Source organism: Streptomyces sp. NPDC026062, assembly GCF_055568375.1.
Genome location: NZ_JBVHOQ010000003.1, coordinates 1 through 15778 on the forward strand (window position 1 = coordinate 1; position 15778 = coordinate 15778).

General features: G+C 71.7%; 14 protein-coding genes and 1 pseudogene. 8 read left to right on the forward strand and 7 right to left on the reverse strand.

Annotation, left to right across the window (positions count from 1 at the left end; translation table 11 throughout):
* Positions 1-288 precede the first annotated feature (288 nt).
* Positions 289-2448, forward strand: a complete 2160-nt coding sequence (locus ACZ4LX_RS03205) for a primosomal protein N' (protein WP_467651304.1) — start codon at positions 289-291, stop codon at positions 2446-2448.
* 559 nt (positions 2449-3007) lie between these two features.
* Here the strand turns inward: ACZ4LX_RS03205 and ACZ4LX_RS03210 are convergent.
* Both ACZ4LX_RS03210 and ACZ4LX_RS03215 read right to left on the reverse strand, forming a co-directional pair.
* Complete coding sequence (locus ACZ4LX_RS03210) at positions 3008-3682, reverse strand: hypothetical protein (RefSeq protein WP_467634807.1); 675 nt, start codon at positions 3680-3682, stop codon at positions 3008-3010.
* Positions 3675-4454, reverse strand: coding sequence for an alpha/beta hydrolase (locus ACZ4LX_RS03215; RefSeq protein ID WP_467721063.1), 780 nt, complete (start codon positions 4452-4454; stop codon positions 3675-3677). Before ACZ4LX_RS03215 ends, ACZ4LX_RS03210 begins: the two co-directional genes overlap by 8 nt.
* 198 nt (positions 4455-4652) lie before the next feature.
* Between ACZ4LX_RS03215 and ACZ4LX_RS03220 the strand changes: the two genes are divergently transcribed.
* The 4 genes from ACZ4LX_RS03220 (at position 4653) to ACZ4LX_RS03235 (ending at position 8644) form a co-directional block, all read left to right on the forward strand.
* Positions 4653-5417: a lysophospholipid acyltransferase family protein gene (locus tag ACZ4LX_RS03220; protein WP_467634815.1), complete on the forward strand. Its 765-nt coding sequence runs from the start codon at positions 4653-4655 to the stop codon at positions 5415-5417.
* Between the two features lie 44 nt (positions 5418-5461).
* A complete protein-coding gene (gene macS / locus ACZ4LX_RS03225) occupies positions 5462-6688 on the forward strand; it encodes a MacS family sensor histidine kinase (RefSeq protein ID WP_467634818.1) in 1227 nt (408 codons plus the stop codon).
* The gene (locus ACZ4LX_RS03230; RefSeq protein WP_467634821.1) at positions 6685-7380 is read left to right on the forward strand and encodes a response regulator; all 696 of its coding nucleotides are present in this window, start codon (positions 6685-6687) and stop codon (positions 7378-7380) included. The genes macS and ACZ4LX_RS03230 overlap by 4 nt, the downstream gene beginning before the upstream one ends.
* Positions 7381-7639: 259 nt before the next feature.
* Positions 7640-8644, forward strand: a complete 1005-nt coding sequence (locus ACZ4LX_RS03235) for a 2-hydroxyacid dehydrogenase (RefSeq protein WP_467634824.1) — start codon at positions 7640-7642, stop codon at positions 8642-8644.
* Between the two features lie 23 nt (positions 8645-8667).
* Here the strand turns inward: ACZ4LX_RS03235 and ACZ4LX_RS03240 are convergent, their stop codons facing one another.
* Positions 8668-10560 carry an anthranilate synthase family protein gene (locus ACZ4LX_RS03240; protein WP_467634828.1) on the reverse strand — a complete coding sequence of 631 codons (1893 nt, stop codon included), beginning with the start codon at positions 10558-10560 and terminating at the stop codon, positions 8668-8670.
* 99 nt (positions 10561-10659) lie between these two features.
* Positions 10660-10716: a trp operon leader peptide gene (locus tag ACZ4LX_RS03245; RefSeq protein ID WP_073735655.1), complete on the reverse strand. Its 57-nt coding sequence runs from the start codon at positions 10714-10716 to the stop codon at positions 10660-10662.
* Between the two features lie 204 nt (positions 10717-10920).
* Between ACZ4LX_RS03245 and ACZ4LX_RS03250 the strand changes: the two genes are divergently transcribed.
* Complete coding sequence (locus ACZ4LX_RS03250) at positions 10921-12282, forward strand: class II 3-deoxy-7-phosphoheptulonate synthase (protein WP_467634831.1); 1362 nt, start codon at positions 10921-10923, stop codon at positions 12280-12282.
* Positions 12283-12453: 171 nt separating this feature from the next.
* Positions 12454-12660 (forward strand): annotated as a pseudogene (locus ACZ4LX_RS03255) ((2Fe-2S)-binding protein); the annotation flags it as partial.
* Positions 12661-12969: 309 nt separating this feature from the next.
* Here ACZ4LX_RS03255 and bfr read toward each other — a convergent pair.
* Entirely contained in the window at positions 12970-13449 is a 480-nt protein-coding gene (bfr, locus tag ACZ4LX_RS03260; RefSeq protein WP_073735557.1) for a bacterioferritin, read from the reverse strand.
* A 153-nt stretch (positions 13450-13602) separates the two neighbouring features.
* Here bfr and ACZ4LX_RS03265 point away from each other — a divergent pair, with 153 nt between their 5' ends.
* On the forward strand, positions 13603-14235 hold the full coding sequence (locus ACZ4LX_RS03265; protein ID WP_467634835.1) for a sulfite oxidase-like oxidoreductase: 633 nt from the start codon (positions 13603-13605) through the stop codon (positions 14233-14235).
* A 24-nt stretch (positions 14236-14259) separates the two neighbouring features.
* Here ACZ4LX_RS03265 and ACZ4LX_RS03270 read toward each other — a convergent pair whose 3' ends face one another.
* Together ACZ4LX_RS03270 and ACZ4LX_RS03275 are read right to left on the reverse strand one after the other, a co-directional pair.
* Positions 14260-14829, reverse strand: a complete 570-nt coding sequence (locus tag ACZ4LX_RS03270) for a DUF4396 domain-containing protein (protein WP_467634838.1) — start codon at positions 14827-14829, stop codon at positions 14260-14262.
* Between the two features lie 85 nt (positions 14830-14914).
* Complete coding sequence (locus ACZ4LX_RS03275; protein WP_467634842.1) at positions 14915-15772, reverse strand: deoxyribonuclease IV; 858 nt, start codon at positions 15770-15772, stop codon at positions 14915-14917.
* Positions 15773-15778: the final 6 nt, after the last annotated feature.

Here is a 15778-nt window from a genome sequence, read left to right on the forward strand (position 1 = left end):
GTCCGATCTACGCCCAGACCGCCGCCTACGGCCACTTCGGCCGTGAGCTCCCCGACTTCACATGGGAGCGCACCGACCGCGTGGACGCACTGCGCCGGGCCGCAGGCCTGTAGGGGCCGACGGCCGCCCCCGCGGGGGCGTCGTACGTACGCCGGAGCCCGGATGCCGTCACGGTGTCCGGGCTCCGGCGCGTCCGTCTCCGGACTGGGCCGTCCGGCTCCGCGGGTACGCGTGGTCCGGGATCACCGGCGGCCCCGGCTGTCAGTGACGTCTGGTAGGAATTTGGCTGTGAGCAGCGACGACGAGCGGTCCGACGAGCCCGATGCCGGGGCACCGGAGCAGCTTGCGCTGATCCGGGAGACCGTGCGCCGGGCCAAGGTGCCGCGCGCCAAGCCGCGGACCTGGCGAGGGGCCGCGCTCGCCAGGGAGCTTCCCGTCGCGCGCGTGCTGGTGAACAAGGGTGCGCTCCACCTCGACCAGTACTTCGACTACGCCGTGCCCGAGGAGCTCGACGCCGAGGCGCAGCCAGGTGTCCGGGTGCGGGTGCGATTCGGCGCCGGGGGACGCAACGTCCGGGGCGGGCGACGTGAGGGCGGCGGGCTCATCGACGGCTTCCTGGTCGAGCGGCTCGCCGAGTCCGACTACAGCGGGGCGCTGGCCGCCCTCGCCTCCGTCGTCTCGCCCGAACCCGTCCTCGGCCCCGGGCTGCTCGCACTCGCCCGCGCCGTCGCCGACCGGTACGCAGGCAGCCTCGCCGACGTGCTTCAGCTCGCGGTGCCGCCGCGGAACGCCCGGGCCGAGGGCAAGCCGTCGCCCGAGCCGCTGCCGCCGCCCCCGCCGCCTTCGCCCGGTACCTGGCAGCGCTACGCGCAGGGCCCCGCCTTTCTGTCCGCACTGGCCGACGGGGGAGCGCCCCGGGCGGTGTGGACCGCGCTGCCGGGACCGCACTGGCCGCAGGAGATCGCCGTCGCCGTCGCCGCGACGCTCGCGTCGGGCCGTGGCGCGCTGGTCGTCGTCCCCGACGGACGGACCGCGGAGCGCGTCGACGCAGCCCTGACCGCATCACTCGGGGAGGGCCGCCACGCGACTCTGACAGCGGGTTCGGGGCCGGAGAAGCGTTACCGGGAGTGGCTCGCGGTGAGCCGAGGATCTGTCAGGGCGGTCGTCGGGACCCGGGCCGCGATGTTCGCCCCCGTCGCCGACCTCGGCCTGGTCGCGGTCTGGGACGACGGGGACTCCAGCCACAGCGACGACAACGCCCCCTTCCCGCACGTCCGCGAGGTCCTGGAGCTGCGGGCCGCGCACGGCCGCTGCGCCTTCCTGCTCGGCGGGACGAGCTGCACCGTGGAGGCCGCGCAGCTGGTCGAGAGCGGCTGGGCGCTGCCGCTGCGCGCGGACCGGGAACAGCTGCGGATCGCGGCTCCCCTGGTCCGTACCGTCGGTGACGGCGAACTCGCGCGGGACGGCGCAGCCCGCGCGGCCCGGCTGCCGAGTCTGGCCTGGCAGACCGTGCGCGACGGGCTCCGCACCGGACCGGTGCTGGTGCAGGTGCCGCGCCGGGGCTACGCCCCCCGGCTGGCCTGCGAGCGCTGCCGGGAGCCCGCGCGTTGCCGGCACTGCGCAGGGCCACTGGAGGCGCCCGACCAGCAGGACCTGAACTGCGCCTGGTGCGGGAGGGCCGAGACGGCCTGGCACTGCGTCGCCTGCGGCTCCCGCAGGCTGCGGGCACAGATCGTCGGCGCCCGCCGGACCGCGGAGGAGCTGGGGCGGGCCTTTCCCGCCGTGCCGGTCCGCACCTCCGGCCGCGACCACATCCTGGACTCGGTGCCCGGCCTGCCCGCGCTGGTGGTCAGCACCCCGGGCGCCGAGCCGGTCGCCGAGGGCGGGTACGCGGCGGCGTTGCTGCTGGACGGCTGGGCGATGGTCGGCCGCCCCGATCTGCGGGCCGGCGAGGAGGCGCTGCGCCGCTGGACGGCCGCCGCCGCGCTGGTGCGGGGGCAGCCGGAGGGCGGAACGGTGGTGGTCGTCGCGGAGCCGACGCTGCGGCCCGTGCAGGCTCTGGTGCGCTGGGACCCGGTCGGACACGCCCGGCGTGAACTCGCGGAACGGGCCGAACTGGGCTTTCCGCCGGTGTCCCGGATGGCGTCGGTGACGGGGGCGCCGGAGGCGCTCGCCGCGTTCCTGGCGGCTGCCGAGCTGCCGCCCAACGCCCAGGTGCTCGGTCCGGTGCCGGTCCCGGGCGGTGCGCCCGGCCGACCGCGCAGACCCTCCGAGGCACCGGTGGGCGAAGCCTGGGAACGGGCCCTGATCCGGGTGCCGCCGGGAAGCGGGGCAGCGCTGGCGGCCGCGCTGAAAGGGGCGCAGGCCGCACGGATGTCCCGGGGGAGCGGTGGGGGCGGCGCCGGTGGTGCGGTACGGATCCGGGTGGACCCGCCGGACATCGGATGACGCCGGTGGGTCGCCCCGTGCCCCTCCGGGGCGTCTCCTCGAACGACGAACGTTCCGCCGGTACGCGGTGGGACCCGGGTATCTGTTCGTCGTTCCGCGGGGACTCCCCTGCACGGCCCCGAACCGGCCCGCCATGCGTCTGCGACCAGCCGGAGGGCCGGTGCCCTTCTGTCTGCGGGGTCGTCCCACCGGGGTGCAGACGCTGACGAAAGCCGGGTGGGGGCGTGCAGGGGAGTCCCCGCAGGGAATGGCGTACGACCCGGGTTCCACTTACGTTCCCGGGTGCACACGCCATTTCTGAGGAGACGCCCCGGAGGGACCCCACCCCCACCCACCGGACAGAACGCACCCCGCGTAGCACCCGCACCCAGCCCGTCCGGCGATTGAGGACGGAACCCCGCCGCCCCGGACCGGGGCAAGGCCAAAACCCCCGATGCCGCCCGCCCGAGGGCCCCGCACCGAGCCCGTCCGGCGATTGAGGACAAAGACCCCAGCCCCGGACCGGGGCAAGGCCAAAGATCCCGCTGCCGCCCGCCCAAGGGCCCCGCAGGGGAACCGTTCAGACCACCGCGCCGCGCCCGGGGTCGTCACCGTCCTCGTCGTCGTTCTCCATCCGCGCCACCAGCGTCACGAAACCGCCGAGGAAGCCGCCGACACCGACCGTGGTCAGCCACCAGGTCATCTCCCACTGGAGCAGCACCGCCAGCAGCAGGAGGACGGGGCCGCCGACCACCGCGAGCCAGGCGAACTTCGCCGTGACGTCGGCCTCCGGCAGCGGCGGCGGCTCCGGCGGCACGAAGTGCCCCTCGCCGCTGTCGTCGTCGATGTCGCCGTCGGCGGGTTCCGCCGGCTCGTAGTCACGCGGGCCGCCGACCCCGGGGGCGAAGACCACCGAGCTGCCGAGCGGCTTCTCCGGCGGCTTGGGCGGACGCTTGCCGATGCCCTTGTCCGGGTCCAGAGCGGTCGGCGCACCGTCCTCCGGAAGCGCGAGGTCCTCGACGGACCGGAAGGGCCTGGCCCCCGGCGGGTCCGGCGGCTCCTCCCCGTACCCCTCGACGATCGCCTTCCAGACGGCGTCCTCGTCGACCGGGCGTTCGCCGTCCGCCCCCGTGGGCGCGGACGGTGCCTCGGGGGCCGGCGCACCGCCGTCCTCCTCGGGCACGGCCGTCCCCCCGGCGGGGAGCGGCTCGCGCTCCTCCTCGCTGCCTGTGCGCTCCGCGTCGTGCTCAGCCACCGGACCTGCTCCCCTTCTTTCCGACGCTCGGAGCGAGGCGGCCGATGAACGAGTAGCTCTCGTCGAAGATCCGCTCCGCATCGTGGTCCAACGTCGCGACGTGGTAGCTCTGTTCCAGCAGGATCTCCTCGACGTCCGTCGAGGAGATCCTGCTCAGGATCCGGGCGGTGTCGGCCGGCGGCACGACGTGGTCCTGCGGGCTGTGCAGCAGCAGGACCGGCTGAGTCACCTGGGGAAGCTCGGCGTCGACCAGCCGGAAGAACTGCCGCACCGAGTGCGCCGCGTGCAGCGGCACCCGGTCGTAGCCCACCTCGTGGGCGCCCTCCAGGGCGATGTCGCTCGCCAGCCCCTTCGTCGTCGGCACCAGATGACGGACGACGGGCAGCGCGTGCGCCGCCAGACCGTGCACCTTGTTGGCCGGGTTGACCAGCACCAGCCCCCGGACGGCGTCGCCGTGCTTCGCGGCCAGCCGCAGCGACAGCGCACCGCCCATGGAGAGACCGAACACGAAGACCTGCTCGCACCGCTCCAGCAGCGAGCGCAGCTCCCGGTCCACCTCCGCGTACCAGTCCTGCCAGCCGGTCACCTGCATGTCCTGCCAGCGGGTGCCGTGCCCGGGAAGCAGCGGCAGCGACACCGTGAGTCCGCGCTCCGCCAGATAGTCGGCCCAGGGGCGCAGTGACTGCGGGGAACCGGTGAATCCGTGACAGAGGAGGACGCCGACCTCTCCGCCCTCGTGGCGGAACGGCTCGGCTCCAGGAAGGACCGGCACCGGGGTCTCCTGTTCGTGAGGCTCGAAGGGGAGCGAAAGGCGGGGAGTGCGGAAGGATTACTTCACCGTACGCGACCGGGCCGACACCGACCAGGGCCGTCACGGGCCGAGCCCCGGGGCACCCCGTCCGCGCCGGGCGGAAGCACCGGCGGACGCACGGGTTAAGGTCTGTCGGACAGCAGACAGGAGGCACCCGAGATGATCTACGGCGCAATGAAGTTCTCCATCGGCGGGTCCCTGAAGCTCGCCTTCAGGCCGTGGGTGGAGGGCCTGGAGAACATTCCCGCGCACGGACCCGCGATCCTCGCCAGCAACCATCTGTCGTTCTCCGACTCCTTCTTCCTGCCCGCCGTCCTGGACCGCAAGGTCACCTTCATCGCCAAGTCCGAGTACTTCACCGCGCCCGGGGTCAAGGGAAAGCTCACCGCCGCCTTCTTCAAGGGCGTCGGACAGCTCCCGGTCGACCGCTCGGGCGCCCGTGGGGCCGGTGAGGCGGCGATAAAGGCCGGCATCGAGGTCATCGAGAGCGGCGGCCTGTTCGGCATCTACCCGGAGGGCACCCGGTCGCCCGACGGCCGCCTCTACCGGGGCAAGCCCGGTGGTCTCGCCCGGGTGGCGCTGGCCACCGGTGCGCCCGTCATCCCCGTTGCGATGATCGACACGGAGAAGATCCAGCCGCCCGGCCAGGTGGTGCCCAGGCTGATGCGCCCGGGGATCAGGATCGGCAAGCCGCTCGACTTCAGCCGCTACCACGGCATGGAGGGCGACCGCTTCATCCTGCGCTCGGTCACCGACGAGGTCATGTACGAGATCATGAAGCTCTCCGGCCAGGAGTACGTCGACATCTACGCGACCGCCGCCAAGCGGCAGATCGCCGACGAGGCGAAGCACCGGGCGGAAGCCGCTGGGAAGGCCGCGTCCGGTGGCCGGGACGAGCAGGAAACGGACCGCGGCAGCGCCTGAGCCGAGTGCGCGACAGGGTCCGTCCGGGGGTGGGGGAGAAGAAGATGGCCAGACGTGTGCGGGTCGTGAGGATGTCGGTCGAGCAGCCGCTGTGGCGTGCCCTGACCGCGTACCGCCTCCTGACGATGCTCTACGCGATCCTGCTCGCCGTCTTCGGACGCGACAAGTACGAGCGGCCGTGGGTGGCCGTCGCCTTCCTGGCGGTCATGACCCTCTGGACGCTCGCGACCCTGCCGAAGGTCGCCGGCGCCGTGGCCTGCACGAAGCGGTTCCTGGGCGCGGACCTCGCGCTCGCGCTCATCGGCATCCTCGTCACCCCGCTCGCCGACTTCCAGGCCCAGCACATGGACGGGCCGACCCTGCCGTCCATCTGGACCGCCGGCTCCGTCCTGGCCTTCGCCATCAAGGGCGGCTGGCGGTGGGCGGCCTTCGCCTCCACCTTCGTCGCCCTCGCCAACCTGATCGAGCGTGCCGAACCCAGCCGCGACACCCTGCACAACGTCCTGCTGGTCTGGGTCGCCTCCATCGCCATCGGGTACGTCGTCGAGGTCGCCCGCGCCAGTGAGCGCACCCTCGCCCGCGCCCTGGAGATCGAGGCCGCCACCCGGGAGCGCGAACGCCTGGCCCGAGACATCCACGACAGCGTGCTCCAGGTCCTCGCCATGGTGCAGCGCCGGGGCACGGCGCTCGGCGGCGAGGCCGCCGAGCTGGGCAGGATGGCCGGGGAACAGGAGGTCGCCCTGCGCTCCCTGGTCTCCAGCGGTCTGGTGCCTCCCACCCGGGTGTCCGAGGACGCGGCCCAGGGCGCCGTGGTGCGCACCGTCGAGGTGGACGACGACGACCCGGATGCGCCCGGCGACACCGATCTGCGGTCCCTGCTCGCCCCGCACGCCGGATCCCGGGTGACGTTCGCGGAGCCCGGAGCGCCGGTGCTGCTCCCGTCCCCGGCGGCAGGGGAGCTGGCGGCGGCCGTCGGCGCGGCCCTGGACAATGTCCGGGTGCACGCGGGGGAGAGCGCCCAGGCGTGGATCCTGGTCGAGGACTGGCCTGACGAGGTGATCGTCACGGTCCGGGACGACGGACCCGGTATCCCGGAGGGGCGGCTCGCCCAGGCCGAGGGGGAGGGGCGCCTCGGCGTCGCCCTGTCGATCCGGGGGCGGCTGCGCGACCTGGGCGGCACGGCAGAGCTGATCTCGGTGCCCGGCCAGGGCACCGAGGTCGAACTGAAGGTTCCGAAGACGGCACGGGGGAAGGCGGGTTCAGTCCGATGAGCGCAGCACATGACGAGGGTGCCGGGCAGCAGCGGCCCATCAGGGTGATGGTGGTCGACGACCACCCGATGTGGCGCGACGCCGTCGCCCGCGACCTCGCGGAGTCCGGCTTCGACGTGGTGGCGACCGCGGGCGACGGCCCGCAGGCGGTCCGCCGGGCCGGGGCCGTCACCCCCGATGTCCTGGTCCTCGACCTCAACCTGCCCGGGATGCCCGGTGTCCAGGTCTGCAAGGAACTCGTCGGATCCCAGCCCGGACTGCGGGTCCTGGTGCTCTCCGCGAGCGGTGAGCACGCCGACGTCCTGGAGGCGGTCAAGTCCGGCGCCACCGGTTATCTGCTGAAGTCGGCGAGCACCCAGGAGCTGACCGAGGCGGTCCGTTCCACCGCCGCGGGCAACCCGGTCTTCACTCCCGGCCTCGCCGGACTCGTCCTGGGCGAGTACCGCAGGCTGGCCTCCGAACCCGCGCCCGTCGCCCCGGACGAGCCGAAGGCACCGCAGCTCACCGACCGGGAGACCGAGGTGCTGCGGCTGGTGGCCAAGGGGCTCTCGTACAAGCAGATCGCCGAACGGCTGGTCATCTCCCACCGCACGGTCCAGAACCACGTCCAGAACACCCTGGGCAAGCTCCAGCTGCACAACAGGGTGGAGCTGGTGCGGTACGCCATCGAGCGCGGCCTCGACGACGTCTGACGGCGAATTCCGCACCCTGTATGGGAATTGACCGTACGGCCCCTCCCGAAGAGGTCTGCGACCGGCCTCGGTGCGGAGCCGAGCGGGCCCGTCCCGGACAGCTCGCCCCTCCGGCACCGGCGCATGCCCGGCCGGGGAGCCCGGGAGCCGCTGAGCGGCGGACCGGTGGGCCTCGCCGTATATTCGCGATGACCGGCCCCGCGGGGCCCGCTCCCCGAGCGGGCCCCGCACCTCGCCCGCATCCATCACGGGAGACGTCGTGGAAATCCTGGCCTTCGGTGTGCAGTCCGACGAGAAGCCCCTGATCGAGAAGGCCTGCGCCGGGAAGTACGAGGTGCGCTGCCTGGATGTCTTTCTCAACCAGGACACCGCGCCCATCGCGGCGGGCTACGAGATCATCTCCACCAGCGTCAACGCCGACCTGGGCGGCCGGGTCCTGCAGACCCTCGCGGCGGGCGGCACCCAGATGATCGCCCAGCGCTCCACCGGCTTCAACAACATCGACCGGGACGTCGCCGAACGCCTCGCCCTGCGGGTCTCCCGGGTCTCCTGGTACTCGCCCTATTCCGTCGCCGAATTCGCCTGGACCCTCGCCATGGCGGTCAACCGCCGGGTCGTCCGCGCCACGATCCGCACCCGGGACTTCGACTTCCGCCTCGACGGCCTCCTCGGACGGGACATGCACGGCCGCACGGCCGGCGTCATCGGCACCGGGAAGATCGGCGAGGCCTTCACCCGGATCGCCCATGGCTTCGGCATGAATCTGCTCGGCTGGGACATCGACGAGAACCCCGCCTGCGTCGAGCTCGGCATGCGGTACGTCGACAAGGAACAGCTCCTCGCCGAGTCCGACCTGATCAGTCTGCACGTCCCCCTGCTGCCCTCGACCCACCACATCATCGGCAAGGACGCCCTGGCCCACATGAAGGACGACGCGATCCTCGTCAACTCCAGCCGAGGCGGACTCGTCGACACCTCGGCCCTGGTCGAGGTGTTGCGGGCGGGCCGGCTCCTGGGCGTCGGTCTCGACGTGTACGAGGCGGAGGCCGGGCTCTTCTTCCTCGACAAGTCCCTGCAGGGCGTCGACGACGACACCCTGGCCCGCCTCGTCACCTTCCCGAACGTCCTGGTCACCTCGCACCAGGCGTACTACACCGAGGACGCGGTCGGCCAGATCATCGACGCCACCGTCCGCAACATCGACGACTACCTGGCCGGCCGCCGCAGCGAGAACGTCCTGGTCCCCGCGGAGCCCGGAGCCTGAGGGCGCGGGGACCCGACGACGGCTCAGCCGCGTACCGGCAGCCCCGCCAGGAGCTCGCCCACGATCGCCGCCCCGCGCAGCGTCAGCACCGACTCCGGATGGAACTGCACCGAGGCGAAGCCGTCCCCGCGCAGCGCGTGCAGCTCCCCGGCCGCCCCGTCCCGGCTCGCCTCGATGCCGTGCGCGGCGAGCTCGGCCGCTGCCGCCTCGTCGCAGCGCGCGGTGAAGCTGTTGTAGAAACCGACGGTCTCCGGGCGGCCGAACAGCTCGATCCGGGTCTGCGCGCCCTGGTACGGCACCGTCTTGCGGACGATGTCGAGACCCAGCTCCGCCGCGATCAGCTCATGGCCCAGGCACACCCCGAGCAGCCCGTGCCGGTGATCCCGTACGAGCTCCGCGGCGAGGGAGCGCAGCAGCCGCATCTTCGGGTCGGCCGCGTCACCCGGATCGCCCGGCCCGGGGCCCAGCACGACGGGCCCCTCGTGCGCCCGTACGATCTCGCGCAGCCCCGGCTCGTCGTAGCGGCGCACCGACACATCGAGGCCCGAGGCGCGCAGCAGATGCCCCAGCATCGAGGTGAAGGTGTCCTCGCCGTCGATCACCAGCGCATGGCCGGACAGCGCGTCGGTGCGCTCCTGCATCCGCAGCCAGAACGGCGCCAGCCCGTCCCGCCGGGCATCCAGCGCCGCCCGCACCCGGGGATCGTCGGCCAGCCCGGGACGCGCCCCCTCCGCCTGCGGCCGCCCCGGCCGCACCCCCAGCGCGGTCAGCACACCGGCCGCCTTCGCATGGGTCTCGGCGACCTCGCTGTCCGGATCCGAGTGGCGCACCAGTGTCGCCCCGACCGGCACCCGCAGTTCGCCCCGGGCCGAGATGTCGGCGGTCCGGATCAGGATCGGCGAGTCCAGCGTCTGCGCCCCGCCGGGCCCCCGCCGCAACAGGGCCAGCGCGCCCGCGTAGTAGCCGCGCCCGCCGGACTCGTACCGCTCGATGACGCGGCAGGCGTTCTGCACGGGGGAACCGGTGACCGTCGCCGCGAACATGGTCTCCTTCAGCACCTCGCGCACATCCAGCGAGGAGCGGCCGCGCAACTCGTACTCCGTGTGCGCGAGATGGGTCATCTCCTTGAGCCGGGGCCCGATCACCACCCCGCCCATGTCGCCGACCGTGCACATCATCTTGAGCTCCTCGTCGACCACCATGGAGAGCTCCTCGGTCTCCTTGCGGTCACCGAGGAAGGCCAGCAGGCTCTCGGCGGTCGGGCCCTCGGCGGGGTAGCGGTACGTCCCGCTGATCGGATTCATCACGACGGTCCCGCCGGACATCCGCACATGCACCTCGGGGCTGGCACCGACCAGGGTCCTGTCCCCGGTATGGACGACGAACGTCCAGTACGCGCCCCGCTCGCCGGCCAGCAGCCGCCGGAACAGTGCCAGCGCGTCCGCCCTGCCGAAGCCCGGGATCTCGCCCCGGAAGGTCCGCCGGATGACGAAGTTCGCGCCCTCGCCCCGGCCGATCTCGTCCTCGATGACCTGCCGCACCGTCCCCGCGTACTCCTCGTCGGACACGTCGAACGCACCGCCCTCGACCCGCACCGCGTGGGCGGGCAGCGCATCCAGCGTTCCGTCGAGAGGAAGTTCGTACGTCTCGTCCGCGACCAGTACGGCCAGCGGGGTGCCGTCGTCGCGGACGTCGAAGCCACGCTCGGCGATCTGCCGGAACGGCACGAGGGCGAGGGCGGGCCGCTCACCCACGGGGATGTCGGCGAGCCGGGCGGCCTCGTGGACCCGGCCGATCAGTACCTCGACCGTGTCGTGGTCGTGGCCGGGGGTGCGCCTGCGCAGCAGGGCGAAGGGCGGGCAGTCGTCGCCGAGAAGCCTCTGGACGAGCGTGTGCGGTGCGGTGTGCGGTGCCATCTGCGGTGTTCCTTCCACTGGGATCAGCTGGGAGGAACGGCCTCTGGACATGGGAAAGGCCGCCCCTCGGGCGGCCTCTGCGTCGGTGTGTACGCGCGATCAGTGGGCCGCTGGATGAGCGGTCCACCACCAGTTACGGGTCGAGTGCGCGAACATGCCGGTACCTTAACCCATGACCGGGACGGGCAGTGGCCCGTTCTGCGCGACCGGGGGCGGGAGCGTCTTCGTGCCCCCGGCCGGGAAGTGCCTCGTCTTCCGTGCGACGGGGCGGAACGCGTGCCGTCTTCCGTGCGACGGGGCGGGACGTGCGCCGTCTCATCCGTTGAGCACCCGGAAAACCACTGGACGAGACCCCGTAATGTGGAGGCTGTGACCGTGAACGCCAATACCCCCGTCGCCGGTGGCAACACCTGGCGAGACCTTCCCGCGGCGCAGCAGCCCGAGTACCCCGACTCCGAGGCCCTGCGCGATGTACTCGCGGACCTCGCGTCGTATCCGCCGCTCGTTTTTGCCGGCGAGTGCGACCAGCTGCGCGCCCGCATGGGAGCCGTCGCCAAGGGCGAGGCGTTCCTGCTGCAGGGCGGTGACTGTGCCGAGGCATTCGACGCCGTGTCCGCCGAGCACATCCGGGCCAAGCTGAAGACGCTGCTCCAGATGAGCGCCGTCCTCACCTACGCGGCCTCCGTGCCCGTCGTCAAGGTGGGCCGGATCGCCGGTCAGTACTCCAAGCCGCGCTCCAAGCCGACCGAGACCCGCGACGGCGTGACGCTGCCGACCTACCGGGGCGACTCCGTCAACGGCTTCGCCTTCACCGAGGCCGAGCGCGTCCCGGACCCGGAGCGGCTGAAGCGGATGTACCACGCGTCCGCCTCCACGCTGAACCTCGTCCGTGCCTTCACCACCGGTGGTTACGCCGACCTGCGCCAGGTGCACGCCTGGAACCAGGACTTCGTGAAGTCGTCCCCGTCCGGCCAGCGCTACGAGGCCCTGGCCCGCGAGATCGACAACGCGCTGAACTTCATGAAGGCGTGCGGCACGGACCCGGCCGAGTTCAAGGCCGTCGAGTTCTACGCCTCGCACGAGGCGCTGCTGCTGGACTACGAGTCGTCGCTGACCCGCGTCGACTCGCGGACCGGTCAGCTGTACGACACCTCGGCCCACATGGTCTGGATCGGTGAGCGCACCCGCCAGATGGACGGTGCGCACATCGAGTTCGCCTCGAAGATCCGCAACCCCATCGGCATCAAGCTCGGCCCGACGTCCACCGTCGACGAGGCCCTCGGCTACATCGACCGCCTCGACCCCGAGCGCGAGCCCGGCCGGCTGACCTTCGTCGTCCGGATGGGCGCCGACAAGGTCCGCGACAAGCTCCCCGAGCTGGTCGAGAAGGTCACCGCCTCGGGCGCGACCGTGGCCTGGGTGACCGACCCGATGCACGGCAACACCTTCGAGGCCGCGTCCGGCCACAAGACCCGCCGCTTCGACGACGTCCTGGACGAGGTCAAGGGCTTCTTCGAGGTGCACAAGGGCCTCGGCACGCACCCGGGCGGCATCCATGTCGAGCTCACCGGTGACGATGTCACCGAGTGTGTCGGCGGCGGCCACGAGATCTTCGTGGACGACCTCCACCAGCGTTACGAGACCGCCTGCGACCCGAGGCTCAACCGCAGCCAGTCGCTGGACCTCGCGTTCCTGGTCGCCGAGATGTACCGGGACCAGTAAGGCGTCACCGCGCGCAGCGCACGCACGACTGTGGGGCACGGATCGATGTGATCCGTGCCCCACAGGGCGTTCCGGGGCTTTTGCGGGCCTTGGGCGGCGGGTAAGGTTAGGTTAGCCTCACCGATTATCGGGAGTGGCAGTCACGATCCATCCCGCCGGGAGGTGAACCGCGTGTACGTCTGCTCGTGCTTCGGCGTTACGGAGAAGCAGGTCAAGGAACATGCGGAAGCGGGCGCCTGCACGCCCCGCCAGATAGCCTCGGCCTGCAAGGCGGGGACCGACTGCGGCGGCTGTGTCCGTACGATCCAGGCGATGCTCGGCCGCGGCGCATGTCCGCGGCGTGAGCTGCTGGACCAGAAGCGGACGCCCGGCACCGCTGACCGTCTCACGGCCGGCGCCGCTCCCGATGCCGATCGGAGCATCGTCCCCGGCACCGGCCCCGGCGTCGTCCCGGGCACCGGCCCCGGCGTCGTCCCGGGCACCGGCCCCGGCGTCGTCCCGGGCACCGGCCCCGGCGTCGTCCCGGGCACCGGCCCCGGCCTCGTTCCCGCGCCGGCGGCGCTTCCCGACGCGGCCTGACACCCGCGCCCGGCGTCCGGCCCCTGATGCCGCCCGGCGTCCGCCGTCGGTCGGCCACCGGACCCCGGTCGGCCGAACCCGATGCCCTGTGCCGCGTGTCGCGGCCGGTCAGCTCTCCGGCTGCTCGATCAGCTGCGCGATGTACAGCGGCTCCCCGAGCTTCTCGACCAGTTCCAGCTGGGTGTCGAGATAGTCGATGTGGTGCTCTTCGTCGGCCAGGATCGACTCAAAGATATTTGCGGACGTGATGTCACCCTTGGCGCGCATCAGCTCGATGCCGCGCTTGAGGCGGTCGATCGCCTCCACCTCGACCTGGCGGTCGGCCTGGAACATCTCGGTGACCGTCTGGCCCACTCGTACATGGAAAAGCCGCTGGTAGTTCGGCAGTCCGTCGAGGAAGAGGATGCGGTCGGTCAGGATCTCGGCGTGCTTCATCTCGTCGAAGGACTCGGAGCGCGTGTACTTCGCGAGCTTCGTCCAGCCGAAGTTGTCCTGCATCTTTGCATGCAGGAAGTACTGATTGATAGCAGTCAATTCGGCGGTCAGCTGTTCGTTCAGGAACTCGAGGACCTCGGGGTCGCCCTGCATCGCAGAGGCTCCTTCCACCGGTGAACTGGGCAAGTTGGCCGCATCCTCGCATCGCACCCGATGGTCGTCCAGTAAGTGCATGCTTAGTACGAGTTGTCCGAAACGCCTCTGCCCTGGTCATGACCACCCCTGCCTGTCTGTCACCATGGAGACATGGGTCAGCCGGAAAGCCGGGAACGCCGCGCATCAGAGCAGTCCGAGCTTCCGCCGGGCCAGCGACTGCAGCGTGGCTGGCCGGTCACCCACTACGGGCCGGTGCCCAAGTTCAAGCCCGAACGCTGGGAGTTCCGCGTCTTCGGGGCCACGGCCGACGGCGAGAAGCACTGCTGGAACCATCAGGAGTTCTCCGCGCTGCCGTTCTCCTCGGTCGTCGCCGATCTGCACTGCGTGACCAAGTTCAGCATGCTCGGTGCCGAGTGGGGCGGAGTGCTCGCCCGTGATGTCGTGGCGCTCGCGCCGCCCGCGCCGCAGGTCACCCATGTGATGGTCTGGGCCGAGTACGGCTTCAGCTCGAACCTCCGGCTCGAAGACTTCACCTCCGAACGAGCCCTGTTCGCCACCCACAAGGGCGGCGAACTGCTCACCGCCGAACACGGCTTCCCGCTCCGGCTCGTCGTGCCGCACCTGTACGCCTGGAAGGGCCCCAAGTGGGTCCGGGGCATCGAGTACATGAGCGCCGACCGCCGCGGCTTCTGGGAGGAGCGCGGGTACCACAACATCGGCGATCCCTGGAAGGAACAGCGCTACTCCTACCAGGAGGAGCCCGGGGACGGCCCCGAGCTCTGACCCTGCCACGCCTTCCTCGCCGCCTCAGTGGTGGTAGCGGTGCACCACCGCGTGCCCCTTGCCCCGCCCGATCATCCACTTGTTCACCGGTGTGGTGACGACGAAGGCGACGGCGAGCGAGATCGCGAGCGCTCCCCAGAACAGCACGTCGGAGAGCATGGCGTCCATGGCGCCCGGCCACAGGGCGATCACCCCGTTGTCGATCAGCTCCATCACCGCGATCGAGAGCGTGTCGGCCGCGAGGGCGACCCGGAACGCCGCCCTGAAGCCGACGCCCGCCTTCAGGACGGACCGCAGCGTCAGGGTGTAGCCGAAGAAGAACGCCAGGACGATCGCGAGGATCATCGTCGGCACGTTGCCCCAGCCGAACGCGGTGCCGATCACCATGCCGAGAATCTCGCCGATGGCGCATCCGGTGAGGCAGTGGAGTGTCGCCTGCGCTGCCATCGCCCAGCTGACGCCCCCGGAGCCGTGGCCGGAGTGGTCGGTGTGGTCGGCTGAGTGGCCGGCATGGCCAGTGCGGACGGTGTGACCGGTGTGGTCCGGGTGAGAGGTGTGGCCTGCGTGGTCTGTGTGCCGGGTGCGGTCCTGCATCGTGTTCCCCCAATGCCGAGGAGCGGTTCCTGCCGACAGGAGGAACCATATACCCCCCTGGGGTATTCCCGGGCAGGGCTCGCCGTCAGCTCCGGTCGCGCAGCTCCTTCAGCCGGGCCACGTCCGCCGCATGGCCCTCCTTGCCGCCGGGTGTCTCGATGACCAGGGGTACGCCCGCGGTGGCGGGGTGGGAGAACAGCTCCCGGAACGGCTCCTGGCCGATGTGGCCCGACCCGATGTTCTCGTGCCGGTCCTTGTGCGCCCCGGCCACGTCCTTGGAGTCATTGGCGTGGATCAGCTTCAGCCGGCCCTCGCCGACCGTCTCCACCAGCAGGTCCAGCGTCTCCTTCATACCGCCCGGACCGGCCAGGTCGTGTCCGGCCGCGTAGATGTGACAGGTGTCGAGGCAGATACCGAGCTTCGGGTGGGCGTCCAGGGCGTCGAAGTACGGGCCGAAGTCCCAGGTCCGTGAGCAGAGCGAGAAACCCTGCCCGGCGGTCGACTCCAGCAGCAGGAACGGGTCGTCGTCGTGGGTCAGCTCGTCCAGCAGCGGCCGCATATGGGTGCGGACCTGCGCCAGCGCCTCCTCGCGCGGCCGGCCGTTGGTCGCCGAACCGGTGTGCACCACGACGCCCAGGGCGCCGATCTCGCGGGCCCTGCGCAGCGAATGGCGCAGGGAATCCACGGATTTCTCGACGGTGGCCGGGGTGTGCGAGCCGAAGTTGATCAGATACGGGGCATGGACGTACGCCGGTATGGCCTCGGCGGCGCACTCGGCGCGGAACTGTTCGTCCTGCGCCGGACTCCCGGCCGGGGTCGCCCAGCCGCGCGGATTGGCGACGAAGACCTGGACAGCCTCCGCGCCCATCTCGCGGGCGTAGGGCAGGCCGACCTTGGCGAGGCCGCCGGCCACCGGAACATGGCCGCCGACAGGGTTGCGCATACGGAT